At 60.7% G+C, this 22,052-nt stretch carries 26 protein-coding genes and 1 other RNA gene; 14 read left to right on the top strand and 13 right to left on the bottom strand.

Annotated elements, in window-relative coordinates:
- Window positions 1-8: 8 nt before the first annotated feature.
- The 6 genes from ACR0LW_RS13090 to ACR0LW_RS13065 all read right to left on the bottom strand — a co-directional run bounded on the left by ACR0LW_RS13090 (window position 9) and on the right by ACR0LW_RS13065 (window position 6,403).
- Window positions 9-1,097, bottom strand: a complete 1,089-nt coding sequence (locus tag ACR0LW_RS13090; RefSeq protein ID WP_480882893.1) for a TFIIB-type zinc finger domain-containing protein — start codon at window positions 1,095-1,097, stop codon at window positions 9-11.
- 39 nt (window positions 1,098-1,136) lie between these two features.
- Window positions 1,137-2,285, bottom strand: a complete 1,149-nt coding sequence (locus ACR0LW_RS13085; protein WP_170454990.1) for an SPFH domain-containing protein — start codon at window positions 2,283-2,285, stop codon at window positions 1,137-1,139.
- A 22-nt stretch (window positions 2,286-2,307) separates the two neighbouring features.
- Window positions 2,308-3,264, bottom strand: coding sequence for a DUF2927 domain-containing protein (locus tag ACR0LW_RS13080; RefSeq protein WP_480882892.1), 957 nt, complete (start codon window positions 3,262-3,264; stop codon window positions 2,308-2,310).
- Between the two features lie 12 nt (window positions 3,265-3,276).
- A complete protein-coding gene (locus ACR0LW_RS13075) occupies window positions 3,277-4,467 on the bottom strand; it encodes a toxic anion resistance protein (protein ID WP_480882891.1) in 1,191 nt (396 codons plus the stop codon).
- A 30-nt stretch (window positions 4,468-4,497) separates the two neighbouring features.
- The gene (locus ACR0LW_RS13070; RefSeq protein ID WP_480882890.1) at window positions 4,498-5,412 is read right to left on the bottom strand and encodes a 5-bromo-4-chloroindolyl phosphate hydrolysis family protein; all 915 of its coding nucleotides are present in this window, start codon (window positions 5,410-5,412) and stop codon (window positions 4,498-4,500) included.
- Window positions 5,413-5,587: 175 nt separating this feature from the next.
- Window positions 5,588-6,403 (bottom strand): pseudouridine synthase, encoded by an 816-nt coding sequence (locus tag ACR0LW_RS13065; protein ID WP_480882889.1) that lies wholly within the window; start codon window positions 6,401-6,403, stop codon window positions 5,588-5,590.
- A 62-nt stretch (window positions 6,404-6,465) separates the two neighbouring features.
- Between ACR0LW_RS13065 and ACR0LW_RS13060 the strand changes: the two genes are divergently transcribed.
- Complete coding sequence (locus ACR0LW_RS13060) at window positions 6,466-6,930, top strand: nucleoside deaminase (protein ID WP_480781620.1); 465 nt, start codon at window positions 6,466-6,468, stop codon at window positions 6,928-6,930.
- An 8-nt stretch (window positions 6,931-6,938) separates the two neighbouring features.
- Here the strand turns inward: ACR0LW_RS13060 and ACR0LW_RS13055 are convergent, their stop codons facing one another.
- Window positions 6,939-7,631 carry a metal-dependent hydrolase gene (locus tag ACR0LW_RS13055; protein WP_480882888.1) on the bottom strand — a complete coding sequence of 231 codons (693 nt, stop codon included), beginning with the start codon at window positions 7,629-7,631 and terminating at the stop codon, window positions 6,939-6,941.
- A 60-nt stretch (window positions 7,632-7,691) separates the two neighbouring features.
- On the opposite strand from ACR0LW_RS13055, the gene ACR0LW_RS13050 reads away from it, so the two are divergent.
- Window positions 7,692-8,363, top strand: a complete 672-nt coding sequence (locus ACR0LW_RS13050) for a ceramidase domain-containing protein (protein WP_480882887.1) — start codon at window positions 7,692-7,694, stop codon at window positions 8,361-8,363.
- On the opposite strand, the gene ACR0LW_RS13045 is transcribed toward ACR0LW_RS13050, so the two are convergent.
- The 3 genes from ACR0LW_RS13045 to ACR0LW_RS13035 all read right to left on the bottom strand — a co-directional run bounded on the left by ACR0LW_RS13045 (window position 8,344) and on the right by ACR0LW_RS13035 (window position 10,002).
- Window positions 8,344-9,033, bottom strand: a complete 690-nt coding sequence (locus ACR0LW_RS13045; RefSeq protein ID WP_480882886.1) for an SGNH/GDSL hydrolase family protein — start codon at window positions 9,031-9,033, stop codon at window positions 8,344-8,346. The two genes, ACR0LW_RS13050 and ACR0LW_RS13045, sit on opposite strands and share 20 nt — an antisense overlap.
- A gap of 91 nt (window positions 9,034-9,124) precedes the next feature.
- Window positions 9,125-9,688 carry a DUF4202 domain-containing protein gene (locus ACR0LW_RS13040; RefSeq protein ID WP_480882885.1) on the bottom strand — a complete coding sequence of 188 codons (564 nt, stop codon included), beginning with the start codon at window positions 9,686-9,688 and terminating at the stop codon, window positions 9,125-9,127.
- Between the two features lie 155 nt (window positions 9,689-9,843).
- A complete protein-coding gene (locus ACR0LW_RS13035) occupies window positions 9,844-10,002 on the bottom strand; it encodes a hypothetical protein (protein WP_170454969.1) in 159 nt (52 codons plus the stop codon).
- A 230-nt stretch (window positions 10,003-10,232) separates the two neighbouring features.
- On the opposite strand from ACR0LW_RS13035, the gene gatC reads away from it, so the two are divergent.
- The 8 genes from gatC to ACR0LW_RS12995 all read left to right on the top strand — a co-directional run bounded on the left by gatC (window position 10,233) and on the right by ACR0LW_RS12995 (window position 15,761).
- Entirely contained in the window at window positions 10,233-10,520 is a 288-nt protein-coding gene (gatC, locus tag ACR0LW_RS13030) for an Asp-tRNA(Asn)/Glu-tRNA(Gln) amidotransferase subunit GatC (RefSeq protein ID WP_037308265.1), read from the top strand.
- A 3-nt stretch (window positions 10,521-10,523) separates the two neighbouring features.
- Entirely contained in the window at window positions 10,524-12,011 is a 1,488-nt protein-coding gene (gene gatA, locus ACR0LW_RS13025) for an Asp-tRNA(Asn)/Glu-tRNA(Gln) amidotransferase subunit GatA (RefSeq protein ID WP_480882884.1), read from the top strand.
- A 38-nt stretch (window positions 12,012-12,049) separates the two neighbouring features.
- Complete coding sequence (locus tag ACR0LW_RS13020; RefSeq protein WP_170454963.1) at window positions 12,050-12,736, top strand: hypothetical protein; 687 nt, start codon at window positions 12,050-12,052, stop codon at window positions 12,734-12,736.
- On the top strand, window positions 12,687-13,400 hold the full coding sequence (locus ACR0LW_RS13015) for an N-acetylmuramoyl-L-alanine amidase (RefSeq protein ID WP_480882883.1): 714 nt from the start codon (window positions 12,687-12,689) through the stop codon (window positions 13,398-13,400). Before ACR0LW_RS13020 ends, ACR0LW_RS13015 begins: the two co-directional genes overlap by 50 nt.
- Before the next feature lie 124 nt (window positions 13,401-13,524).
- Window positions 13,525-13,924: RNase P RNA component class A (gene rnpB, locus ACR0LW_RS13010), an RNA gene on the top strand.
- A 118-nt stretch (window positions 13,925-14,042) separates the two neighbouring features.
- Window positions 14,043-14,750 (top strand): DUF533 domain-containing protein, encoded by a 708-nt coding sequence (locus ACR0LW_RS13005; RefSeq protein WP_480585085.1) that lies wholly within the window; start codon window positions 14,043-14,045, stop codon window positions 14,748-14,750.
- A 129-nt stretch (window positions 14,751-14,879) separates the two neighbouring features.
- The gene (gene rpmG, locus ACR0LW_RS13000; RefSeq protein WP_037309480.1) at window positions 14,880-15,047 is read left to right on the top strand and encodes a 50S ribosomal protein L33; all 168 of its coding nucleotides are present in this window, start codon (window positions 14,880-14,882) and stop codon (window positions 15,045-15,047) included.
- Window positions 15,048-15,254: 207 nt separating this feature from the next.
- Window positions 15,255-15,761: a hypothetical protein gene (locus tag ACR0LW_RS12995; protein ID WP_170519917.1), complete on the top strand. Its 507-nt coding sequence runs from the start codon at window positions 15,255-15,257 to the stop codon at window positions 15,759-15,761.
- A 125-nt stretch (window positions 15,762-15,886) separates the two neighbouring features.
- Here the strand turns inward: ACR0LW_RS12995 and ACR0LW_RS12990 are convergent, their stop codons facing one another.
- Together ACR0LW_RS12990 and ACR0LW_RS12985 are read right to left on the bottom strand one after the other, a co-directional pair.
- Complete coding sequence (locus ACR0LW_RS12990; protein ID WP_170454955.1) at window positions 15,887-16,666, bottom strand: Bax inhibitor-1/YccA family protein; 780 nt, start codon at window positions 16,664-16,666, stop codon at window positions 15,887-15,889.
- Window positions 16,667-16,851: 185 nt separating this feature from the next.
- A complete protein-coding gene (locus ACR0LW_RS12985) occupies window positions 16,852-17,061 on the bottom strand; it encodes a YjiS-like domain-containing protein (RefSeq protein WP_170454952.1) in 210 nt (69 codons plus the stop codon).
- Between the two features lie 127 nt (window positions 17,062-17,188).
- Between ACR0LW_RS12985 and ACR0LW_RS12980 the strand changes: the two genes are divergently transcribed.
- On the top strand, window positions 17,189-18,070 hold the full coding sequence (locus tag ACR0LW_RS12980; protein WP_170454950.1) for a LysR family transcriptional regulator: 882 nt from the start codon (window positions 17,189-17,191) through the stop codon (window positions 18,068-18,070).
- A gap of 6 nt (window positions 18,071-18,076) precedes the next feature.
- Here the strand turns inward: ACR0LW_RS12980 and ACR0LW_RS12975 are convergent, their stop codons facing one another.
- Window positions 18,077-19,033 carry an NADPH:quinone oxidoreductase family protein gene (locus ACR0LW_RS12975; RefSeq protein WP_480882882.1) on the bottom strand — a complete coding sequence of 319 codons (957 nt, stop codon included), beginning with the start codon at window positions 19,031-19,033 and terminating at the stop codon, window positions 18,077-18,079.
- Between the two features lie 322 nt (window positions 19,034-19,355).
- On the opposite strand from ACR0LW_RS12975, the gene ACR0LW_RS12970 reads away from it, so the two are divergent.
- From ACR0LW_RS12970 to ACR0LW_RS12960, 3 genes are all read left to right on the top strand, one after another.
- Complete coding sequence (locus tag ACR0LW_RS12970; protein ID WP_170454946.1) at window positions 19,356-19,727, top strand: helix-turn-helix domain-containing protein; 372 nt, start codon at window positions 19,356-19,358, stop codon at window positions 19,725-19,727.
- A 39-nt stretch (window positions 19,728-19,766) separates the two neighbouring features.
- Window positions 19,767-20,558 carry a histidinol-phosphatase gene (hisN, locus tag ACR0LW_RS12965; RefSeq protein WP_480882881.1) on the top strand — a complete coding sequence of 264 codons (792 nt, stop codon included), beginning with the start codon at window positions 19,767-19,769 and terminating at the stop codon, window positions 20,556-20,558.
- Window positions 20,559-20,673: 115 nt separating this feature from the next.
- A complete protein-coding gene (locus ACR0LW_RS12960) occupies window positions 20,674-22,008 on the top strand; it encodes an 8-oxoguanine deaminase (protein WP_480882880.1) in 1,335 nt (444 codons plus the stop codon).
- Window positions 22,009-22,052: the final 44 nt, after the last annotated feature.

Here is a 22,052-nt window from a genome sequence, read left to right as displayed (position 1 = left end):
TTGCGCCGTTACTGCTGACCGGTCGCCATCAGGTAGCCAGCAACAGCTGCCACCAGCAGGCCCAGAACCACGGCAATCGTGATCTTGATCGCCGACCAGGGGCGTTCGCCCTGAACGCGCCCGGTGCGCCCATTGACGACAAAGCGATAGGTCTCGCCCCGGTATTTATAGGCCGCCATCCAGACGGGCAGCAGAATGTGCTTGAACGTGACATCGCGCACGTCGGTTTCGACCGAATGAATGCGCTGACGGTCGCCGCCGATATCAAACCGCACATCCCGTTCGATCACCCGTGCCATGTGCTGACGCGCTTCGGCGTACCCGTCTTGCAGGTCCACCGTGTAGGCCTCGGCCCGGAACCCGGCCAGATATTGCGGCTGATAGGGTTCCAGCGCAGGCAGGTCCCATGGCTCCAGCGCGTCAGTATACGCCTTGGGCAAGGACTGCGAGGCCAGCACCAGCACATCGTCAAAAAACCGCGCGACCCGGCCGGATTTGGGGGTCCAGCGCACTTTGGGAACCTGTTGCTGCACGCGCTTCCCGTCGCGCATCACAGTTCGGGTTTCGTAATAGACCACACCACGCTCGCCGCGATAGCTGGATTTGGTGTCGGCGTCGAACGTCCAGTAAGGGACATAGATTCCCTGCATCTTACGGCCCTTGCGCGCATAGTCCTGCAACCCGTTGGGGGCGAACCACAACCGACCCAGCCAATCGTTCATGGCGGTGTGGGCGGTCCGTTCGTCCAGCGCAAACGGCAGAACACCCTTGGGCTTGATATGACGGTTCACGCCGGTATCCGTCACCACGGGGGTGGCGCAGAACGGGCATTCGGCGGCGTGGGTGTTCGGGTCGAACTCGACCTGAGCCGCGCAGTTGGGGCAGGACAGAACCCGCGTTTCTTCGATTTCGCTGTCGGGCAGACGATCGGCAATGGCGGCGTCAAAGTCCAGCTCGCGCAGTTTCGCACCGCCCCAGGGGCCCGCGCCGATGGGCTGGGCATGTCCGCAATGGTCACAGGTCAGCGTGCCATCACCGGGATTGAACCGATAATCCGCGCCACATTGTTCGCAGGGAAAGCGGTGTTCTTCGTTCATGTCAGAGCCTTGCACATTTGACTCGTCCGCCCGTTCTGGTCACGCACCCGGCGGTGGGGGCGGCAGAATGGTAAACAACTGCGCCAGTTCCTGCACCTCACCCGCTTTCTTCCAGCCGTCCTGACCGGCGGTCCAGACATGGGTCTCACGGGTCAACTGCCCTTCGCTGGCCATGCGTCCCATTTTGGCCTTTGAAAACGGACCGCTGGTCTGTCCGTCCACCGCAATGTGCCAGACATGTTCAACCGGTGGTGGGGGCGGCGGCGCCGCGTGTGCTGCCGGTTGCGGGGCAGCGGGGGCGGGCGATCCCCACGGGCCGCGCGGCTGACCCGCTGCCATGTTCGCCATCTGCTGCGCCATGGCCATTCCCATTCCCATGCCCAGACCAGCACCCATGCCGCCACCCTGACCGGGATTGTTGGCCGCCGCTGTCATCGCCTCGGCCGCCGAATACTGGGTGAATTTGCCCAGATCTCCCGCCAGCCCCATCGAGGTACGCTTGTCCAAAGCGGCCTCGACCGCTGGCGGCAGTGAGATGTTCTCGATGTAGAACTCAGGCATGTCCAGCCCATAGCTGTCCAGTACCGGAGACACCTCTGCCGCGATCAGCTTGCCCAGATCGGCGGTGTTGGCGGCCATGTCCAGAACCGGGATGCCGGATCCCGCGATCACGCGGCTGAATTCCTGCACGATGATGTTGCGGATCTGAAAGCTGATTTCGTCCATGGTGAATTCACCATCGGTGCCGACGATCTCGACCAGAAACTTGGCCGGGTCCTTCACCCGCACTGTATAGGTGCCATAGGCCCGGATGCGCGTTGGGCCAAATTCCGGGTCGCGCAGCATGATCGGGTTCTTCGTGCCCCATTTCAGGTCGTTGAACCGGGTGGTGTTGACGAAATACACCTCGGACTTGAATGGGGACTGAAAGCCGTGATCCCAATGCTGAAGGGTCGTCAGGATCGGCATGTTGTTGGTCTCAAGAATATAGAGCCCCGGCGTGAACACATCCGCCAACTGCCCTTCATGCACAAACACTGCCGACTGACCCTCGCGCACGGTCAGCTTGGCGCCGTATTTGATCTCGTGCCCTTCGCGTTCGAACCGCCAGACCATCGTGTCACGGGTGTCGTCCACCCAATGGATGACATCAATGAACTCGCCTGTCAGAAAATCGAAAATTCCCATCTGGGTTCTCCTGTCCTTGGGGTCAGAGCGGCTGACCCATCAATTCGCGTGCAATGATCCTGACAACAGGGCGGGCCTGATCGACCGATACGCCGGGCCGAAGCCGTGGATCGTAGAGCATTTGCAGCAGTTTCTCATCATGACTGGTCAGCAGGGCAAACTCGTCATCATCGTTGAAGATCGAAGGCCGCGCGGCGGGGCTGTCATTGGACAGGCCAAGGCCTTGCGCAATCTCTTCGTGGATACAGCTTAACCGTACCAGATCGGGCAGTTCCGCGCGGATCAAAGTGACCGCGCGCACGTATTTGTTGGGCGAGGATGTGGTGGCCGAGGCAAAGACAAAACAGTCGAAATTCGCGCGCGGGTTGGCGACCAGTTCCAGCGAGGCCTGACTGATATTCGGGATCAACTGCCTGAGGCGAGACACCACATAGGCGCTGTCATCCTTACCGGCAAAGAACACGTGAAAGTTGGCCTTGCGGCTTACAGTCGAAACCGGGTGCCCGGTCAGCCGCGCCAGACGGGCGGCATATGACTGCACATCCGCTGCATCCTTTTCCCGCGTGGCGGGCAGGACCGAAGGGCCAAATTCGGTCTGGATGCGCACAGGCCCGTCCCAGCGGCTCAGCTGGCCATCGGTCTGGCGCGACCCCAGTGAGACGCTGTGGTTCGGGTATTCGCTGTAAAACGCAATCGTCTCGAAATTCCGGGTCAGATCGTCGGCGTCATACGGCGCGTCAGGGCCGCCGCCATCTGTCCGCAACAGGCCGCGCGTCAGCAGATCGCGTTCGACGCGCTGATAGAACCGGGCCAGGTCCTGACTGGCGGCTGAGGGCGGTACATAAGCGTTGGCCGCAGGCGGCGGGGCTGCGGGGCGCGGCGGCGGCACGACGGCGGATGTCAGGGCTTCCTCACAGCCGACTAGCGCCAGCAGCGCGATACCCCCAAGGGCCAGTTTGACAGAGTTCAAAGGCCGCACGCCCAGTCCACCTTATCCCGGAACAGCCGTTCCTGCATTGTCGCCGGTCCCGTCGCGCCGCGCCTTGGCGGCGGCAAGCGTATCGCGCAGTTCGGTTTCCATCTTCTGCAACTCCTGCTCGGCGGCGGCGCGCTTGGCCTTGCCTTCGTCGGCAATGGCGAGGCTTTCGTTGATCGTGCCGATCAGGTCGGCGTTGGCCTGTTTGACAGCCTCGATGTCGAAGACGCCGCGTTCCATTTCCTCACGGATCATCTTGTTGGAGTCGCGCAGATTGGCCGCGTTCGAGGTCAGCAATTCGTTGGTCAGGTCGTTGGCGTCGCGCACGGCGGCTGCCGCCTCGGCGCTGCGCTGGATGGTGACGGCCTGCGCCAGTTGGGTTTCCCACAGCGGCACCGTGTTGACGAGGGTCGAGTTGATCTTGGTCACCAGCGACTTGTCATTCTCCTGCACCAACCGGATCGAGGGCAGCGACTGCATCGTCACTTGACGGGTCAGTTTCAGATCATGCACCCGGCGTTCCAGATCGTCGCGCGCCGCGCGCATGTCGCGCAATTCCTGCGCTTTCATAACCTGTTGATCTTCGGGCGCGGCCTGAACTTCGGTCTCTTTTTCCGGAATATCGTGGCTGTCCAACTCGGTCAGCTTTTCCTCACCCGCCGCGATATAAAGCGCCAGTTCATCATAGAACCCCAGCGTTTTTTCATAGAGCAGGTCGAGCGATTTGATGTCTTTCAGCAGCGTATGCTCATGGCTCAGCAGATCGTCTGTGATGCGGTCGATCTGGCCCTGAACCTCTTCGTATTGGGCGGTGAACTTGGCAAAAGGCGCGGCCTTGCCCAGCAGTTTTTCCCACCAGCTACGCTCGCGCCGTACGTCCAGTTCACTGACCGAGAAGCCCCGGATCGTGGTCACGATGTTGCGCAGGCTATCGCCCGCGGGGCCTACATCCTTGTTGCGCACATCGGCCAGCATGGCCTGGCTGATTTCCTGCAACTCGGCTTGCGCAGACGACCCAAAGGACACGATCGAGTTGGTGTTGGCCATATCGATCTCATCCATGCGCTTGCGAATCTCGGCGCTGACCGGTTCGTCGGCTTCCTCAAGCGAGACAACCTCGGCCATCGGTTCGGGCAGCGCCACGGCGGTGACTTCCTGCACCAGAGTTTCGGCCTCGACCGCCTTGTTCTTGATCTCATCGGACATGGGGATGTTCCTCGCTCAATTTTTAGCCGGTCAGTCCAACCGGACGCCTTCGCGTTGCAGCCTGTCGCGCAACACGTCAATTTCGACCGTCAGATCACTGCGGTCATCCAATAGCATCTTGCGCGTGCGCGCGGCGAAATTCTGTTCAAGATCGTCCAGCAAGGCGGAATAATCGGCCAGCGCCTGCCCGTCGCGGGTGCGGGCGTAAACGTCTGCGAACTTGACCGTCGCATCGCGCGCGCCCTGCAGGTATACGGTCAGATATTTGCGCGCCCCGGCCAGATCGCGGGGGTCCTCTTCGACCGTGCGGAACAGATCGCGGGCGGTATCCTGAAACCGTTCAACCCGCGCCTCGACCCGGCGATCACCGGCGCGTTTGATCGCATCCGTCATCTCGGACAGGTGTTTTTCGGCATCATCGACCACACGGGCCACCCGATCCTGCTGGAATGTATCGACGCCTTCCATGCCTTTGTCCTTCATCGGGTCCAGCCCGAATGACACGGAATGCAAAACGGTTGCGGCAACTCCGAACAAGACGGGGGCCAGCAGGCTGACCTGTCCGGCGGTTTCGGCATCCAGATACTCGGTCCGGTACGCGGCCAATGCGGTGCCAAGTCCGGTCAGAACACTGGCAAAAATCTTGCGTGGAAAGGCCGGGCGGCGGGCGGTTTTGCGTGAATGATACGCGGCCTCGGCCCGCAACCCTTCGCGCAGCAGAAACGCGGCAGCGGTCAGCAGGCTCGCCGCGACCAGGCCGATGGTCATGCCAATCGCGCCATCGTTCAGAGACAGGAAAACCAATGGGATCGCAGGTAAAAACAGGATATTCGCCCGCGCGCCCGCAGGTTCGACCCGTGCGCCATCAAACTGGCCGCGCGGCAGCGGCGCGTCGGAAGGAGACTCACCCTGAGGGCTGTATTTGCCGCCAAACCGCTTGGCCATGCTCAAAGTCCCCCCAGCAAGCCGGTGCACACGCCCAACATCAGGACCAGCAGGACCACATAGGCCAGTTTTTGCACTCCGCTTCCGGACATTGCGCCCCCCAAAATAGCAGCATTCCCAGAAAATTTAAGGGATGCGCAGGCTTGGCGCTAGGGGGAAGGTTGCCAAACCCGCGTCACTTGCGGGGTTTCCTGCCGATCGGCGGTCGTTTTCTTTGCGGGCGGGTGGCGCGTTTGGCCGTGCCTTCGGGTTTTGCATCACCATCCAGGCCTAACTGATCGCGCATCACGCGGCGGCGCACCTCTTCCACCTGACCGGGTTTCAAATCGCCCAGCTGGAACGGGCCGTAAGAGACACGCAGCAACCGGTTCACGGTGAAGCCGATATCTTCCATCGCGCGCCTGATCTCGCGGTTTTTGCCTTCGCGCAGTCCGATGGTCAGCCACGCATTCGCACCTTGCTGGCGATCCAGCGATACGGTCATCGGCTGGAACCGCTCACCATCAATCACAAGCCCTTTGCGCAGCGGGGCGAAATCCTCTTCCTTGGGCCGCCCGTTGACCCGCACGCGGTATTTGCGCAGCCAGCCGGTCGAGGGCAGTTCCAGCTTGCGCTTGATGCCGCCGTCATTGGTCAGCAGCAGCAAGCCTTCGGAATTCAGGTCCAGCCGTCCAACGGACATCACGCGCGGCATATCCTCGGGCAATTCGTCGAAAATCGTCGCGCGGCCCTTTTCGTCCTTGGTCGTGGTCACCAGCCCGGTCGGCTTGTGATAGAGCCACAGGCGCGAGGGTTCGGGTTCCGAGACCGGTTTGCCGTCCACGGCGATCCTGTCTTTGGCGGTCACGTTCAGCGCGGGGCTGTCGATCGCCTTGCCGTTCACGCTGACGCGGCCTGCTTCGATCATGCGTTCAGCCTCGCGCCGCGAGGCGACGCCTGCACGGGCCAGCACTTTGGCGATCCGGTCGCCGGGAGGAGGGGTATTGCTCATGCCCCCGGCCTTAACCCATCCCGCCCGCTTGCGAAAGGCAGGTTTCTGATGCAGTCAGGGGCATGGTGTTCAAATCGCATATGGACAAGGCGCTGGCCGAGGCCCGCGCGGCGGCTAATCGGGGTGAGGTTCCGGTGGGGGCCGTTATCGTCTCGTCCGATGGCCGGGTCGTTGCTGCGGCTGGCAACCGAACGCGCGAGTTGAACGATCCGACCGCTCATGCCGAGATCCTGGCCTTGCGCGCCGCCTGTGCCGAGGCCGGCTCCGAACGTCTGCCGGATCACGATCTTTATGTGACGCTGGAACCTTGCGCGATGTGCGCCGCCGCGTTGGCCGCTGCGCGTATCCGTCGGGTGTATTATGGCGCATCCGACCCGAAATCAGGCGGTGTTTCCCATGGTGCGCGGGTGTTTTCGCACCCTCAGGCGCATCATGCGCCCGAGGTTTATGATGGTATCGCTGCTGACGAGGCGGCGGCACTTTTGAAGGATTTCTTCGAGGCACGCCGCAAGGATGTGCCGGGCTGAAGCCCGGCTTACAGTTTGATCGGCTGCATCACTTCGGGTTCGATCACGTCCACTCCGGGCAATCCGTCGATCAGCGTCTGCGCCGATTGTTCGAGGATGGGGAAGGTCTTGTAATGGCAGGGAATCACCGTCTTGAAATTGAAGTAGCGCTTGGCCGCATAGGCGGTCGCTTTCATGTCCATTGTGAAATGCCCGCCCGCAGACAGGATGCCGATATCGGGTTTGTAGTAATCCCCCATCCACTCCATATCCGCCATGATGTCGGTATCGCCCGAGACATACAGCATCCGCCCTTCGGCTGCGATCATGAAGCCGACCTCGCTGCCCCCGGTTCGCAAGCCGTCGGGCGTTGAAAAGGTCGAGCTGTGCGAGGCAGGCACCATCGTCACCTTGACCCCGTTCAGATTGACCGTGCCGCCTTTGTTGAAACCGATGGTCTCGATCCCCTCGGCCTCGGCCCAATAGCCCATCAGGTCGTACTGCCCGACGACCGGTATGTTCAGGTGTTTTGCCAAAGGCAGAACATCCACCACATGATCGAAATGGGTGTGGGTCAGCAGGATATGCGTCGCGCCGTCCACGGCTGCATCGTGCTGGTCTTCAGGCAGAACGGGGTTGCCTGTCAGCCATGGATCGACCAACAGCACCTGCCCCTCGGTTTCGATGCGAAAACTGCCATGGCCCAACCAAATGATGTTCATGCCGAAATTCCTCCTGCGATGCCTATTGGCTCCAGCCTAGCATTCGCTATGTAAAATTCCATGGACTGGATGCAGCAAATCGACGGCTATTGTGAGCGATTGTCCGCCGCCTATTGGGCCGAGCCCATCAATGCGGTCACCAACGCGGCCTTTCTGATCTCGGCCTTCATCATGTGGCGGCGGGTGCGGGGGCAGGATATGCCGCTTGCGATGGCGTTGGTCACGGTGTTGGCGGCGATTGGCGTTGGCAGCTATCTGTTTCACACCCACGCGCAGGTCTGGGCCGCGATTGCCGACGTGACGCCGATCCTGCTGTTTATCCTGATCTATATTTTCGCGGCGAACAAAAATGTCTTGGGCATCTCCACGGGCTATGCGCTGAGCGCGACGATCTTGTTCATCCCCTATGCCGCGGTGACGACGCCCGTGTTTCAGCTTGTGCCGGGATTGGGTGGCTCTGCCGCCTATGCCCCGGTGCCTTTGCTGATCTTGATTTATGCATTCCTGTTGCGGCATCGAGAGCCAGCGTTCGCAAAGAACATGGCGATTGGTGCAGCTCTTTTGATGTTGTCGATTACCTTCCGCGCACTGGACGCGCCGATCTGTCAGCAGTTTCCTACCGGCACGCATTTCCTGTGGCACATCCTGAACGCCACCATGCTGGGCTGGATGATCGAGGCCTACCGCCGGGTGATCATCCGGACGCGCGCCGCTACAACCCCTGATCCTTGATCACGCTGGCGATCCGCTCGCCGATGATCCGGCTGGATTTGCGCGACGGATGGATCAGATCGAATGAGAAATACGAGGCATCGCCGGGCCGCGCAACATCCTGGCTTGAGACAAAGGTGATCCCCTCATCCAATTGCGCGAGCCTTGCGATCCGCGCCTCGAATTCATCGCCTTCGGCCTTGCAGTGTTCGATGGGTGTGAACAGGTCGGGGCTGCGCAGGTAACCCACATAGATAACCCGCGTACCGGTTTCGCGAATCTGGCGCACAAAGCGGGGTATCTGACCGCTTTGACCGACTTCCGAGATCATGTTGTCCAGCACCGCATCGCAACGCGAACACCCGCAGCCCAGCATCAGATCATTGCCGCCGCCATTGACCACCGCCCAGGACCAGTCGCCTTTGACAAACTGGGCCTGCACCCCACTTTGGGGCGCGCCCTTGTCGTCAAACTGCGTTTGCAACCACGCCGCAGATACCGTGCGATCCACCACCGGAGCGCCGATGTTTTCTTCGATCACATCCGGAATCGACGACCCGGAGGGCGAATTCCACGCCATCAGCGAATCGCCAACCGCAATAACCTTTGCATCCGGCTTGCTTGACGGCAGTTCCTGACAGCCCAGCAACAGGCACAGCAACCCGGCGGCGAGATACAGTTTTTTGAACACGGCTGAGACTCCGGAGATTCTACGGGTCTCAGAGTGAGCGTTAAATGGTTAATGCCCGATTAACCGCATCAAAAACACGAACAGGTTTGCGTCAGGCCCGGAATGCGGCGGCCAGATACTCGGGCAGGTCGAACTCTGCCAACACCCGCGCGCGCGCGTCTGCGGACATCTTGCGGGCCGTTTTCTCGACAATGCTCTGGATTTTCTCAGCTGAATGCTTGCCGGCGAAGGGTTGGAAATACCACTTGAGGAACACAAAGCAGATCACGTCCTCCAGCGCCTGAACCTCGGAGTCACGTTTTATACCCTGCTTGCGCAGCATCCGTCCGGCGGCTTCGGCCTCTTCTTCGCTATACCCACCCTCGGTCATCAGGGACATCACCACATCTGCATGATGTTCGCCCTGCGCTTTGCGCCAGGCCAGATACCCGGCCCGTCCTTCGGGGTATTCCGTGCGCGCCAGCTTCCAACGTTCGACATGTTGACCGCGCGCCGCGATTTGCAGCGCGTCCGAGGCATCGGGGAACAGCCGCTCCAACTCGGCGCTCATGCGCGTGCCATACAGCAGCGCTTCGGGTTGGCCATCGTCGAGATTGGGATCTTTTGCATTGGCCGCATCAATTGCGTCCAGAACCGCTTGCTTGCGCGCGCTCATGTCTTGCTCCGTTGGCTTTGCGGATGCGCGTTTTGCGTTGATCATCCGATTGATTTTCAAAGCCACCGTAGCGTGATGCCGCAGAAGGTGCAGCACCCAAATGCATCAGGGCCGGGTCAGACGGGGGGGCCTCTGACCCGGCCGAGGCGGGCTGGTTACTTGCCCGGCTTGACCTGATCCTGCGTGACCGGTTCCGAGACAGGGGAGGGGAAGCTCAGGTTGCGGGTCAGGTTGGTGGAGTCGATGCCCAAAGCCATGGCCGGCGCGGCCAGAAGAGTGGCGGACAAAGTGACGGCTGCGATGAGGCTTTTCATTTTCAGTCTCCGGTTTGTGTTGTCTTGTGAGATGTAAAATGAACAGTACAGTTCAGTTTTTCAAGTCATAAAATGAACTAAACGGTTTACTTTTTTGCATAACGGGTATGCAAGATTGAATGGCAAGCGATTTGCGGGGGTGTGAATCATATGCTGTGCAGGGGCCTGCCGGTCTTGCGACTGCTGCAACAGACGGGTAAATGCCCCCTGAGCGTATATGAGGTTTTCCGATGTCGATTGACCAAAGCACCGCCGCCAAGGTGGCCAAACTGGCCCGGATCAAGGTCGAGGATGACGCCCTGCCGGCGCTGGCATCCGAGTTCAACACTATCCTGGGGTTCATCGAACAACTGAACGAAGTGGATGTCGAAGGTGTCGAGCCGATGGTTTCAGTCGAGCCGATGCGCCTGAAGCGTCGTGAGGATGTGGTCACCGACGGAAGCCAGCAGGACAAGGTTCTGGCCAACGCCCCCGACGCGCGCGAAGGGTTCTTCGCGGTCCCCAAAGTGGTGGAGTAAGACATGAGCGATCTGAACAAACTGGGCCTGGCCGAGGCCCGCGACGCGCTGCGCAAAGGTGACGTGACCTCGGTTGAACTGACCGAATCCTGCCTCAAGGCCATCGACGAGGCCGACGCGCTGAACGCTTTTGTCCACAAGACCCCCGAAATCGCGCTGGACCGTGCCAAGGCGGCTGATGAGCGGATCAAGGGCGGCGACGCGCCGTCGATGTGCGGTCTGCCGATCGGCATCAAGGATCTGTTCTGCACCAAGGGCGTGCCCTCGCAGGCGGCCTCGAAGATTCTGGAAGGCTTCAAGCCGGAATACGAATCCACCGTGTCGCAGCAACTGGCCGATGCGGGTGCCGTGATGCTGGGCAAGCTGAACATGGACGAGTTCGCGATGGGGTCGTCCAACGAAACATCCGTTTACGGCAACGCGGTCAGCCCGTGGCGGCGCGGCAATGACGACGCGCAACTGACACCGGGCGGGTCGTCCGGTGGCTCGGCCTCGGCTGTGTCCGCCGACCTGTGTCTGGCCGCAACCGGCACCGATACCGGCGGCTCGATCCGCCAGCCCGCCGCCTTCACTGGTATCACCGGCATCAAGCCGACCTATGGCCGCTGCTCGCGCTGGGGCATCGTGGCCTTTGCCTCTTCGCTGGATCAGGCCGGGCCGATGACCAAGAACGTCCGCGATGCGGCCATCATGCTCGAAGCGATGTGCGGTCACGACCCCAAGGATTCGACCAGCACCGAACTCGCCGTCCCTAATTTCGAGGCGATGCTGACAGGCGACATCAAGGGCAAAAAGATCGGTATCCCCAAGGAATACCGCATGGACGGTATGCCCGCCGAGATCGAAAAGCTCTGGGCCGACGGTGCGGCGATGCTGAAAGACGCTGGTGCCGAGATCGTCGATATCTCGCTGCCGCATACCAAATACGCGCTGCCAGCCTATTACGTGATTGCGCCTGCCGAAGCGTCCTCGAACCTCGCGCGCTATGACGGTGTCCGCTATGGCCGCCGCGCGACGCTGGCGCAGGGTGACGGCATCACCGAGATGTACGAGAAAACCCGCGCCGAGGGCTTTGGTCACGAGGTACAGCGCCGTGTCATGATTGGCACCTATGTGCTGTCGGCTGGCTTCTACGACGCCTATTACAACCGTGCCCGCCGCGTCCGCACCCTGATCAAGAAAGACTTCGAGGATGTCTTCGCCGCAGGCGTCGACGCGATCCTGACCCCGGCCACGCCCTCGGCATCCTTTGGTCTGGGCGAGATGACCGAGGCCGATCCTGTTCAAATGTACTTGAACGACGTCTTTACAGTGACCGTGAACCTTGCCGGTTTGCCGGGTATCTCGGTGCCCGCTGGGCTTGATAAACAAGGGCTGCCGCTGGGTCTGCAACTGATCGGACGCCCGTGGGACGAAGGCGATCTGCTCAACACCGCCTACGCGCTGGAAAACGCCGCCGGGTTTGTGGCAAAACCAGCGAAATGGTGGTAAGCCTCGGGCTGCCAGTTCACCAGTATCGGAGCGGTTATATGCGTCTTTTGCCAGTGATCCCTTTTGTTGCCCTGGTGGCGGCCTGTAACACGGTTGCACCGGTTCAGGGCACAGGGTTCAACACGCCGGAATACCAGGCCCAGCGTGAGGCGCAACTGGCCGGACAGGGCATTGCAGGCAACCCGTTGCTGGCCCCGGTCGACGTATCGCAGCAGCCATTGGGCGCGCCCGGCACCGCCGTGGCGACGGGCGAAAACGCAGATATCGCGAACCAGGCTGCGGCGGCGCTGGCCAGCACTTCGGGGCAAGCAACGGTACCTGCGCCCGGCAACCCCGCGATCTCCGATGAACAGGACTTTGCCGCGGTGTCCGAGCGTCGCAGCATCGAATCCGACGCCGCTCGGATTGAGCAGAACCGCCAGACCTACGAACTGGTCGCCCCGACCGCCGTGCCCGAGCGTGGCGCGGACGGTCAGCCCAACATCGTGCAATATGCGCTCAGCACGTCGAACCCTGTCGGCACCCAGCTTTACAGCCGCGCGGGGTTCAACCTGCAGGCCAAGGCCCAACGCAACTGTGCGCGTTTCCCGTCGGCAGATCAGGCTCAGATCGAGTTCCTGTCCAATGGCGGCCCGCAGCGCGACCGCAAGGGGCTGGACCCCGATGGCGATGGCTATGCCTGCGGCTGGGATCCCAGCCCGTTCCGCAGTGCCGTCAGCAACTGATCACCCATCTGCCATCTGGCATCCTTCACCCAATTTCGGCCCGCGCCGGGATGGGCTGACGCCAGCCATTATCGTCCTGCACTATACCGCAATGGACAGCGCAAGGGCTGCGCTGGACCGGCTCTGCGATCCACAGGCCGAGGTCTCGGCGCATTACCTTATCGGCAATGACGGAACCCTCTGGCAGATGGTGCGCGAACAGGATCGCGCCTGGCACGCCGGAGCGGGTGAATGGCGCGGTCAGGACGACATCAACTCGCGCTCCATCGGGGTCGAGCTGGACAACACGGGCGCGCACCCGTTTTCCGACCCCCAGATAACCACGTTGGAAAGGCTGATAGAGGGCATCATGGCACGTTGGTCCCTTCGACCTGAGAATGTCATCGGCCATTCCGATATGGCTCCGGGCCGGAAGATCGACCCCGGCCCCCGATTCGATTGGCAGCGCCTCGAAAAACAATGTCTGGCCGGTAAGCGCGGTAAGGGCGCAGCCTTACCAACCCCACAGGCATTCCGCACCCTGGCCCAAGACGCAGGTTTTACGGCAAATGTGGACGACGAGACCCTCCTCGCCGCGGTCCGCCTGCGATACCGACCTTGGGCCAAAGGCCCTCTAAGGCCCGCTGACTTCACCCCGCTCATCCGGTCTGGCCAACAGACCTGATCCGCCCTTCATCTGGCCAAAAATATCTCGGGGATGAATTGGCCGCAGGCCAAGAAGGGGCTGGCCCCTTCAGCATCCCATCCACCCTTGACGCCGCCAATCACTCCGCATACCCAACCCACGCGCGGAGGGCCGGATGGCCGCTGGGGTCGCAAGACCCGAGAGGAAAGTCCGGACTCCACAAGACAACGGTGCCGGGTAACGCCCGGGCGGGGCAACCCGACGGAAAGCGCCACAGAAATCAGACCGCCTGCGACTTCGGTCGAAGGTAAGGGTGAAACGGTGGGGTAAGAGCCCACCGCGCCCCTGGCAACAGGGGCGGCACGGCAAGCCCCACCGGGAGCAATGCCAAATAGGGTCCCCGCGCGGGCCGGTCGGCGTCAGTCGATACCGCCGCTAAGCGCGTCTTGGCCGAGAGGGACCGGGTTGGCAGCTTGAGCCGCGCAGCAATGCACGGCCTAGAGGAATGGTCATCGAAGGGGGCAACCCCGGAACAAGATCCGGCTTACAGGCCCTCCGCGCGTATCCAAAATCCGGCCAACCCATAAGTGGCGATCCGCCCAGAACCTCGCAAATGGTGTTCTCATCCCTGTTCCGCTGCTACGCTTGTAAACAGGGATTAGTGAACCCGGGAGGATTGTTATGAGTTTCATGAAGGCATTGGCATCGGTTGCCGTAGGTTTTGCGGCGGCCAAGGGAATGGAAAAATACAAGGAAATGGGCGGCATGGCCGGGCTGCAGAAAATGATGCAAGGGTCCGGCGGTGGCTTGGGCATGGACCAGCTTGGCAAAATGGCCGAGCAGTTCGGAATGCCGGGCGGTGCGTCGGGTTTGCAGGACATGATCGGCAAGATGGGGCTGGGCGGTGGGGCCGCCGGTGCTGCTGGTCTGGGTGGCCTTCTGAACGCCATGCAGGGTGCTGCCAAGACCGGCAGCCAGCAAACGGCCGACATGATGGAGACGGTGTTCAGCGGCACGCCCGCCGGGGCCGCGATGGAAGAGCAAGCCAAACTGATGCTGCGCGCCATGATCCAGGCCGCGAAATCCGACGGAGAGCTGGACGAGCAGGAGAAACAGACCATCATCGGAGAGTTGGGCGACGACATCAGCGACGAAGAACGCGCCTTTGTTCTGGAACAGCTCGAATCCCCGGTCGATGTCATCGGGCTGGCGGCGGCTTCGGGCGGGCCGCTCAAAACTCAGATCTATGCCACATCCCTGGCGGCGATTCGGCTGGATAACGAGCGTGAGGCGGCGTATCTGCTGCAACTGGCCACGGCGTTGGGCTTGTCCGACGCCGAACGGGACCAGATTCACGCCTATATGGGCGCCCCGACCTTATCCGCCTGAGGAGCGGGGTCGAATCCTGAACGACACGAGGCCGATTGGCCTTGACATGGGCGGTGCAGCGCGTAAAAGCGCACGCTCATAGGAATTCAACCGAAAGGCCCCTGCCTTTTCGGACGCAGGAGATCAACCATGGCGAAGCCGACGACAATCAAGATCCGTCTGAACTCGACCGCGGGCACGGGCCACTTCTACGTGACCAAGAAGAACGCACGCACCATGACCGAGAAAATGACCATTCGTAAATACGATCCGGTCGTTCGGAAGCATGTCGAGTACAAGGAAGGCAAGATCAAGTAATCTGCCGTTCTGAACTGACTTTCGGGAAAGGCTCTGCTGCGGCAGGGCCTTTTTTCGTGCTGGCATTGGGGTCATTCAACGGCTGCTAAATCGCACAGTCCGTTGCAGCCGCGCATCAGGGCAAGGGGCAATCGTTTGGGCGGCGGCTTGCTTTTTGCAACCCGCTGCACTTACGGTTGAGCAAACCGCCACAAAATGTTGACCGCCATGAAAAAAATCTTGTTATCCACAATTGCCGTTCTGACCCTTACGGCTTGTGAAGACCCGTTCAACCGCCAAGGTGTTGGGTTTACTGGAATTGATGGCGAACCCCGCACCATTTCCGACGTTCCGGGCGCGGTGGCCTTTGTCCCGCCCGCAACGAATATCCCGGCTGAACTGGCCGAACTGCCAACCGTTACAGTTCTCTCGGATCAGGTCGATCCGAACAAGGTGGCCCGTGTTGCCATCGACAATGGTGGCCGGAACCCGGACACCGCCGTACAATTGTCGGGCAGCGATACCAACCTGTACCTGAGCACGGTCAACGTGAATGGCACGCTTTTCGGAGTGCTGCGCACATCCAACAACAGCACCCGCGTCGATAACTCGATCGGTGCAACCTTCGGCAGCGAAACTGAGCGCTTTACCGGATGCCTTCCTGCGGGGGACGTGTTCCGCAAAGGCTCGTCCGAGCGGAGCAGCGGGTTTGCGGTGCCATTGAACTGCAGCTGACGACTTAGACGATTTGGAATTACAGCCCCCGCTTCCGCAGCGGGGGTTTTTGTTTGTTGGACAGAGGGCAAAAGAAAAGGGCCGGTCACTGACCGGCCCATCGTATTTGTCTTGCCTTGCAGTCGTTATTCCTGTTGCCCCATGAACATCAGCAGGAACTGGAACATGTTCAGGAACGAGATATACAGGCTCAGCGCGCCATCAAAGGCAGCTTTGTCCAGCCATTCCTGATCGCCATGTGCGGCGTGTGCCACATAGGTGTTCTTGATGTCCTGCGTATAGAACGCGGTCAGACCGGCAAAGATCAGGATGCCGATGGCCGAGATGGCCAGCATCATCACGCCCGACTGCAGGAACAGGTTGATGATCATGGCAACCAGCAGACCGATCACGCCCATCATCAGGAAGGTGCCCATGCCGCTGAGGTTACGCTTGGTGGTGTAACCGTACAGGCTGAGGCCGGCGAATGCGATTGCTGTCACCAGGAAGGTCTGCGTGATCGAGTAGGGCGTAAAGACCATGAAGATCGAGCTCATCGAAACGCCCATAACGGCCGCGAAGATGAAAAAGCCCAGTTGCACAGCCGCAGCCGAACCGCGCCGCATCAAAGCGCCCCAGCCAAACAGCAGGAAGCCCAGCGGGGCAAACATGACAACCCATTTCAGCGGCGTCAGGAACAGGGTGCCACCGAGGCTGGTCAGATAGCGATCAGCGCCGATCTGGGCGACCGCATTGGTCGGATCGCTGGTTACGGCAAGACCGGCAATTGCCCACGCGGCCAGCGCCGTGATCAGCATGCCGACGGACATTGTGCCGTAGACTTTGTTCATATGGGCGCGCAGGCCCTGATCAATCTCGGCGGCGCGCGCGCCGGATACCGTCCGGATCGTGTCGAATTGTGCCATCAAAGGGTCTCCCTTATCGTCCTGTTAGAACGCCCCGACAGGGCGGGGCGGTTTTCCCCTCAAATATCGGCAACTAATGGCTGTGTTTCAAGACTTTCCGGCGGAAAACCGACGAAAACACCCAACAAAACGAGCGACAGGCGACACTGCGTCACCAATCGCTCGGGAAAACATGACTATCCAGGTCATCTTTTCCAGATTTGCGGCGCGTCCCAGAAAAACCGATCCGCTTCTGCCGAGGCTTCGGCGCGGGTAATGCCAATGTCTTTCAGCGCGGCATCGTCCAGTTGTGCCAGTTTGCGACGCTGACGCTTCACCGAAAGCGCCTGAAGCACCAAGGAAACGAACGAGCGTTTGGCGGGTTTGCAGCTGTGATGGATTGCAATTTGGGTCATAGCAATTGTCCTTTCTGCGATTTTCGATGGATTTGTCGCCATCGATCAACTTCCTTGATTGATATGGCAAAGCATGTCATATTTTGAAAACGAATATTTATGATGTAACCCATAAGGAATCGTGAAGATGCGAAATCTGGACATTACAACCCTGCGCTCTTTCGTGGCCGTGGCAGATCAGGGTGGTGTAACCCGCGCAGCCGGATTCCTTCACCTGACCCAATCCGCAGTTTCAATGCAGTTGAAACGGTTGGAGGAGCTTCTGGGCCTTGAACTGCTGGACCGCAGCGGACGGACCATTGCGTTGACGGCCTCGGGCGAGCAATTGCTGGCCTATGCCCGACGGATGATTGCGTTGAATGATGAGGTGATTTCGAAACTCACTGATCAGGCGTTTGAGGGCGAAGTGGTGCTGGGCGTGCCCCATGACATCGTCTACCCGGCGATTCCCCGTGTCCTGCAACGGTTCAATGCCGACTTCCCGCGCGTGCGGGTGCAATTGGTCTCGTCCTACTCACTCCAGTTGAAGGATATGTTCAAACGCGGTGAGTGCGATGTGATCCTGACCACCGAACCGTCTTCGGCGGACGGGGCTGAGACGATTGCCGAACTGCCGCTACGCTGGATCGGCGCGCCGGGCGGGTCTGCCTGGCGTAAAAATCCGCTACCGTTGGCGCTGGGGCGGCGGTGTCTGTTCCGCCCGCAGGTGATCGCGGCGCTGGACGCGGCGGGTATCCCATGGGAATTGTCCGTGGAAACCGAAAACGACCGGACCATCGAGGCCACGGTCAGCGCCGATCTGGCCGTTCACGCGATGCTGGACGGGACCGAGGCAGCGCATTTGGAACAGATCGACTCGGGCGGTGCGCTTCCGGACCTGCCCGCGCATATGATCAACCTCTACGGCGGCGATTCGGGGCGTGACCCGGTTGTCGAGGCATTGGCTCAGCTGGTGCGTCAGAACTTCCGCATGTTGGGCGGCAGCCAGTTGCGGGCGGTCGTCGGGTAGGCGCGTTCAGATCGTTATAACGATCTTGCCGGTGGATTTACGCTCTTTCAGTAATTGCATCCCCTCGGCCACATCCGCCAGAGGCAGGGTGTGGCTGATATGCGGTTTGATCTTGCCCTCGCTGTGCCAGCGAAACAGCGTTTTGAAACTGTCCTGAACGATCCTGGGGCGAAAGCTGAGATAGCCGCCGATGTAAAACCCGATCACGGTCAGGTTCTTGACCAACAGATGATTGGCCGGGATTTGCGGAACCTCGCCACCGGCAAATCCAATGGGCAGCAGGCGACCCTCGGGGTTGCTGGCACGAAAGGCCGCCTTGAATACGTCGCCGCCGATGGCGTCGTAAACAACGTCCGCACCGCCCAGTGCCTTGACGGTTTCCCGCAAATCCTCGGACGCATCGATCAGGTGATCCGCACCCGCAGCTTGTGCAACGGCCAGCTTTTCGGCCCCCCGCGCCTGAGCGATCACGGTCGCGCCCATCAGCTTGCCAACCTCGACCGCCGTCAGACCAACCCCGCCTGCGGCACCGGTAACCAGCAAGGTCTCGCCCGGTTGCAGCCGGGCCCGGTGATCCAGCGCAAGGTGGCTGGTGCCATAGGCGATCTGGATCGCAGCTGCATCCTCGAAACTGGTCGTGTCGGGCAGGGGGATCACACGATCTGCGTCAAATACCCCGAACTCGGCCAAACCACCCTGACCCGAGTAAACCGCGACCCGGTCACCCTGTTGGAGATGAGCGATGTCCGGGCCAACCGACTCGATCACCCCGGCAATTTCCAGACCCAGGGTGAACGGGGCCTTGGGGGTGTCCTGATAGGTGCCTTTCTGCATCAGCAGGTCGGCAAAATTCAGCCCGCAGGCCTTGATGGCAACGCGCACCTGACCCGCAGACGGGGCCGGAACCTCGACCTCACATAATTGCGCGACTGCGCCGTCGGATTGAACACGATATGCCAGCATAGATTGACCGCCCCTCGATTTGCGGGAATAGGCGCGCGTCGTGCGTCGCTTGTCAATATGCACGCCACGTCGGGCATAAACGGCCCGTCGAATACAACCAATGGTGTAGGGTCAAAAGGGACACAACCACAAACCACCATGTCGGGTGCATGACTCAACCAGCTTGAAAAAAATTCCAAAAGCAGCAATATAGGCACCTAGTGCTGTAATCGGGGGGTGGCACGATCCAGGTTAGGGAGTGGTTAAGGCCCGCTCGCTAAGGTTGCGATCACGGACGTCGCGCAATCCCGTACAGATGTTTGTGTAGTAAAGGAGAATACCAATGACTCATCACGTCGATGTCCATGTGGGCAAGCGCGTTCGGCATCGCCGCTGGCTGATTGGGATGACCCAGCAGCAATTGGCGCAGCAGGTTGGTATCAAGTTTCAACAAATCCAGAAATACGAAACCGGAGCCAACCGAATCAGCGCATCCCGCCTGTGGGACATCGCCGAGGCATTGGACGTTCCGGTCAGCTTTTTCTTTGAAGGTCTCGAAGAAGCAGAAAAAAGCCCGTCGGACAAGAAATCGGTGCCTGCTGACCTGATGGGGGACAAGGAAGCCTTGGATCTGGTGCGCTCTTACTACGCAATCCCGGAAAACCAGCGCCGCCGTCTGTTTGAACTGGCACGGGTTCTCAGCGACGTCGCCTGATCGCTTGACTCTGCCGGGCGTTGGCCGCACCAGTGGCCCATGCACCAAACGCCTTTGACCGACATGGATGTAGCCGAAGCAATGGCCGACGCGGCGCGCGCGGCTATTCTTCCGCATTTTCGCCAACGCGATCTTGAAACCTCGAACAAGCTGGAAGACGGGTTCGACCCCGTCACCGTTGCGGACCGCGCTGCGGAACAGGCAATGCGCGAGGTTCTCAGCCGTCACCGCCCCGATGACGGCATTCTGGGGGAAGAATACGGCCAGACCGAAGGCAGCAGCGGACGCGTCTGGGTTCTCGACCCGATTGACGGCACACGTGGGTTCGTCAGCGGCACACCGACCTGGGGCGTTCTGATCGCACTGGGCACAGCGGATGGGCCATTCCTGGGTGTGGTAGATCAGCCCTATATCGGCGAACGGTTCATGGGATCCTCGGACATAGCACAGCTGAAGGGCCCGTTGGGCACATCTGATCTGGCGACACGCAAAACAAAATCGCTGAACGAGGCGATCCTGTTCACAACTTTCCCCGAGGTCGGCACGACGCAGGATCGCGCGGGGTTCGAGGCGGTGTCTCAGCAGGTCAAGCTGACGCGCTATGGGATGGACTGCTACGCCTACGCTCTGTTGGCGGCAGGGCAGGCGGATCTGGTGATAGAGGCCGGGTTGAATTCCTATGACATACAGGCGCCGATTGCTGTGATCGAAGCCGCTGGCGGTATTGTCACCGACTGGCAGGGCGGGCCGGCCCATAATGGCGGCCGCGCTTTGGCCGCCGCCAACGCCGAGATCCACGCCGCAGCCTTGCAGATCCTGCGCAACCACTGAAATTGGTTGCCGCTTGCCGGGCCTGCAATTACAGTAAGCAGCAGCCGGTTCTTACGCCCGTTTTCCACCGGCCGCACACTCCTTGCATGAGACGGGCAGATGCAGGAGTGCTGACATGACCGAAATTCTCATCAAAAACGCCGATACCATCCTGACCATGGATGACGACCGCCGCGAATTGACCAGTGCGGACATTCTGATCCGCGACGGTCAAATCGCGCAGCTTGGACATGGGTTGACAACAAAGGGCGAGGTGCATGATGCCACGGGCTGCGTGGTTACGCCGGGGCTGGTGAACACGCATCATCACCTCTATCAAACCCTGACCCGTGCGGTTCCGAGCGGACAGGACGCATTGCTGTTTGGCTGGCTGCAAACGCTCTACCCGATCTGGGCCCGCTTCGGGCCGGATGAGATGTTTACCTCGGCCCAGATCGGGCTGGCAGAGCTGGCGCTGTCCGGCTGCACGCTCAGTTCCGATCACCTGTACTTGTACCCAAATGGCGCGCGGCTTGAGGATACGATTGCCGCCGCCTCCGAGCTGGGTCTGCGCTTTCACCCCACCCGCGGCGCGATGAGCATTGGCGAAAGCAATGGCGGCCTGCCGCCGGACAGTCTGGTCGAAGCTGAAAGTGACATCCTGAACGACATGATCCGCGTGGTTGATGCGTTTCATGATCCAAGCGAAGGCTCGATGTGCCGGGTCGGTCTCGCCCCGTGCTCACCCTTTTCGGTCAGTCGCGATCTGATGCGCGATGCAGCACTTCTGGCGCGCGACAAGGGTGTCATGCTGCACACCCATCTCGCCGAAAACGATGAGGATATCGCCTATTCCCAGGCGCAATTCGGCTGTCGCCCCGGACAATATGCCGAGGATCTGGGCTGGACCGGTCCCGATGTCTGGCACGCCCATTGCGTCAAGTTGGACGGGAACGAGATTAACCTGTTCTCGAAGACCGAAACGGGTGTCGCCCATTGCCCCTGCTCCAATTGTCGCCTTGGCTCGGGCATCGCGCCGGTGCGCAGAATGCGTGATCAGGGCGTGAAGGTCGGCCTGGGCGCTGATGGCTCGGCCAGCAACGACAACGGGAACCTGATGCTCGAGGCGCGACAGGCCATGTTGTTGCAACGTGTCGCCAACGGGGCCGACGCCATGTCCGCCCGCGAAGCGCTTGAGATCGCGACCCGAGGCGGCGCGGATGTGCTGGGACGTCCAGATTGCGGGCGGCTGATGCCGGGCAAACGGGCCGACATCGCCGTGTGGGATACGCGCTGCATCGAAAGCGCGGGCAGTTGGGATCCCGCGGCCCTGCTGCTGGCCGGACCGATGCAGGTCAAACACCTGTTTGTCGAAGGACGTCAGATCGTGAGGGGCGGTCAGATCACAACAATCGACCTGCCACGCGCCATCGAAACCCAAAACCGCCTGGCGCGCGCGCTTGCGCAATAGCGGGATCCGCCCTTCATCTGGCTAAAAATACCTCCGCCGGAGGC

The sequence above is a fragment of the Ruegeria sp. N4 genome (assembly GCF_056531425.1).
This window is presented reverse-complemented; position numbering and strand designations above follow the sequence as displayed.

Coding starts and splice junctions, on each gene's coding strand:
- ACR0LW_RS13090 (WP_480882893.1), bottom strand. CDS start 1,097: ATGAACGAAGAACACCGCTTTCCCTGCGAACAATGTGGCGCGGATTAT.
- ACR0LW_RS13085 (WP_170454990.1), bottom strand. CDS start 2,285: ATGGGAATTTTCGATTTTCTGACAGGCGAGTTCATTGATGTCATCCAT.
- ACR0LW_RS13075 (WP_480882891.1), bottom strand. CDS start 4,467: ATGTCCGATGAGATCAAGAACAAGGCGGTCGAGGCCGAAACTCTGGTG.
- ACR0LW_RS13070 (WP_480882890.1), bottom strand. CDS start 5,412: ATGGCCAAGCGGTTTGGCGGCAAATACAGCCCTCAGGGTGAGTCTCCT.
- ACR0LW_RS13065 (WP_480882889.1), bottom strand. CDS start 6,403: ATGAGCAATACCCCTCCTCCCGGCGACCGGATCGCCAAAGTGCTGGCC.
- ACR0LW_RS13060 (WP_480781620.1), top strand. CDS start 6,466: ATGGTGTTCAAATCGCATATGGACAAGGCGCTGGCCGAGGCCCGCGCG.
- ACR0LW_RS13055 (WP_480882888.1), bottom strand. CDS start 7,631: ATGAACATCATTTGGTTGGGCCATGGCAGTTTTCGCATCGAAACCGAG.
- ACR0LW_RS13050 (WP_480882887.1), top strand. CDS start 7,692: ATGGACTGGATGCAGCAAATCGACGGCTATTGTGAGCGATTGTCCGCC.
- ACR0LW_RS13040 (WP_480882885.1), bottom strand. CDS start 9,688: ATGAGCGCGCGCAAGCAAGCGGTTCTGGACGCAATTGATGCGGCCAAT.
- ACR0LW_RS13035 (WP_170454969.1), bottom strand. CDS start 10,002: ATGAAAAGCCTCATCGCAGCCGTCACTTTGTCCGCCACTCTTCTGGCC.
- gatC (WP_037308265.1), top strand. CDS start 10,233: ATGTCGATTGACCAAAGCACCGCCGCCAAGGTGGCCAAACTGGCCCGG.
- gatA (WP_480882884.1), top strand. CDS start 10,524: ATGAGCGATCTGAACAAACTGGGCCTGGCCGAGGCCCGCGACGCGCTG.
- ACR0LW_RS13020 (WP_170454963.1), top strand. CDS start 12,050: ATGCGTCTTTTGCCAGTGATCCCTTTTGTTGCCCTGGTGGCGGCCTGT.
- ACR0LW_RS13015 (WP_480882883.1), top strand. CDS start 12,687: ATGCCTGCGGCTGGGATCCCAGCCCGTTCCGCAGTGCCGTCAGCAACT.
- ACR0LW_RS13005 (WP_480585085.1), top strand. CDS start 14,043: ATGAGTTTCATGAAGGCATTGGCATCGGTTGCCGTAGGTTTTGCGGCG.
- rpmG (WP_037309480.1), top strand. CDS start 14,880: ATGGCGAAGCCGACGACAATCAAGATCCGTCTGAACTCGACCGCGGGC.
- ACR0LW_RS12995 (WP_170519917.1), top strand. CDS start 15,255: ATGAAAAAAATCTTGTTATCCACAATTGCCGTTCTGACCCTTACGGCT.
- ACR0LW_RS12990 (WP_170454955.1), bottom strand. CDS start 16,666: ATGGCACAATTCGACACGATCCGGACGGTATCCGGCGCGCGCGCCGCC.
- ACR0LW_RS12985 (WP_170454952.1), bottom strand. CDS start 17,061: ATGACCCAAATTGCAATCCATCACAGCTGCAAACCCGCCAAACGCTCG.
- ACR0LW_RS12980 (WP_170454950.1), top strand. CDS start 17,189: ATGCGAAATCTGGACATTACAACCCTGCGCTCTTTCGTGGCCGTGGCA.
- ACR0LW_RS12975 (WP_480882882.1), bottom strand. CDS start 19,033: ATGCTGGCATATCGTGTTCAATCCGACGGCGCAGTCGCGCAATTATGT.
- ACR0LW_RS12970 (WP_170454946.1), top strand. CDS start 19,356: ATGACTCATCACGTCGATGTCCATGTGGGCAAGCGCGTTCGGCATCGC.
- hisN (WP_480882881.1), top strand. CDS start 19,767: ATGCACCAAACGCCTTTGACCGACATGGATGTAGCCGAAGCAATGGCC.
- ACR0LW_RS12960 (WP_480882880.1), top strand. CDS start 20,674: ATGACCGAAATTCTCATCAAAAACGCCGATACCATCCTGACCATGGAT.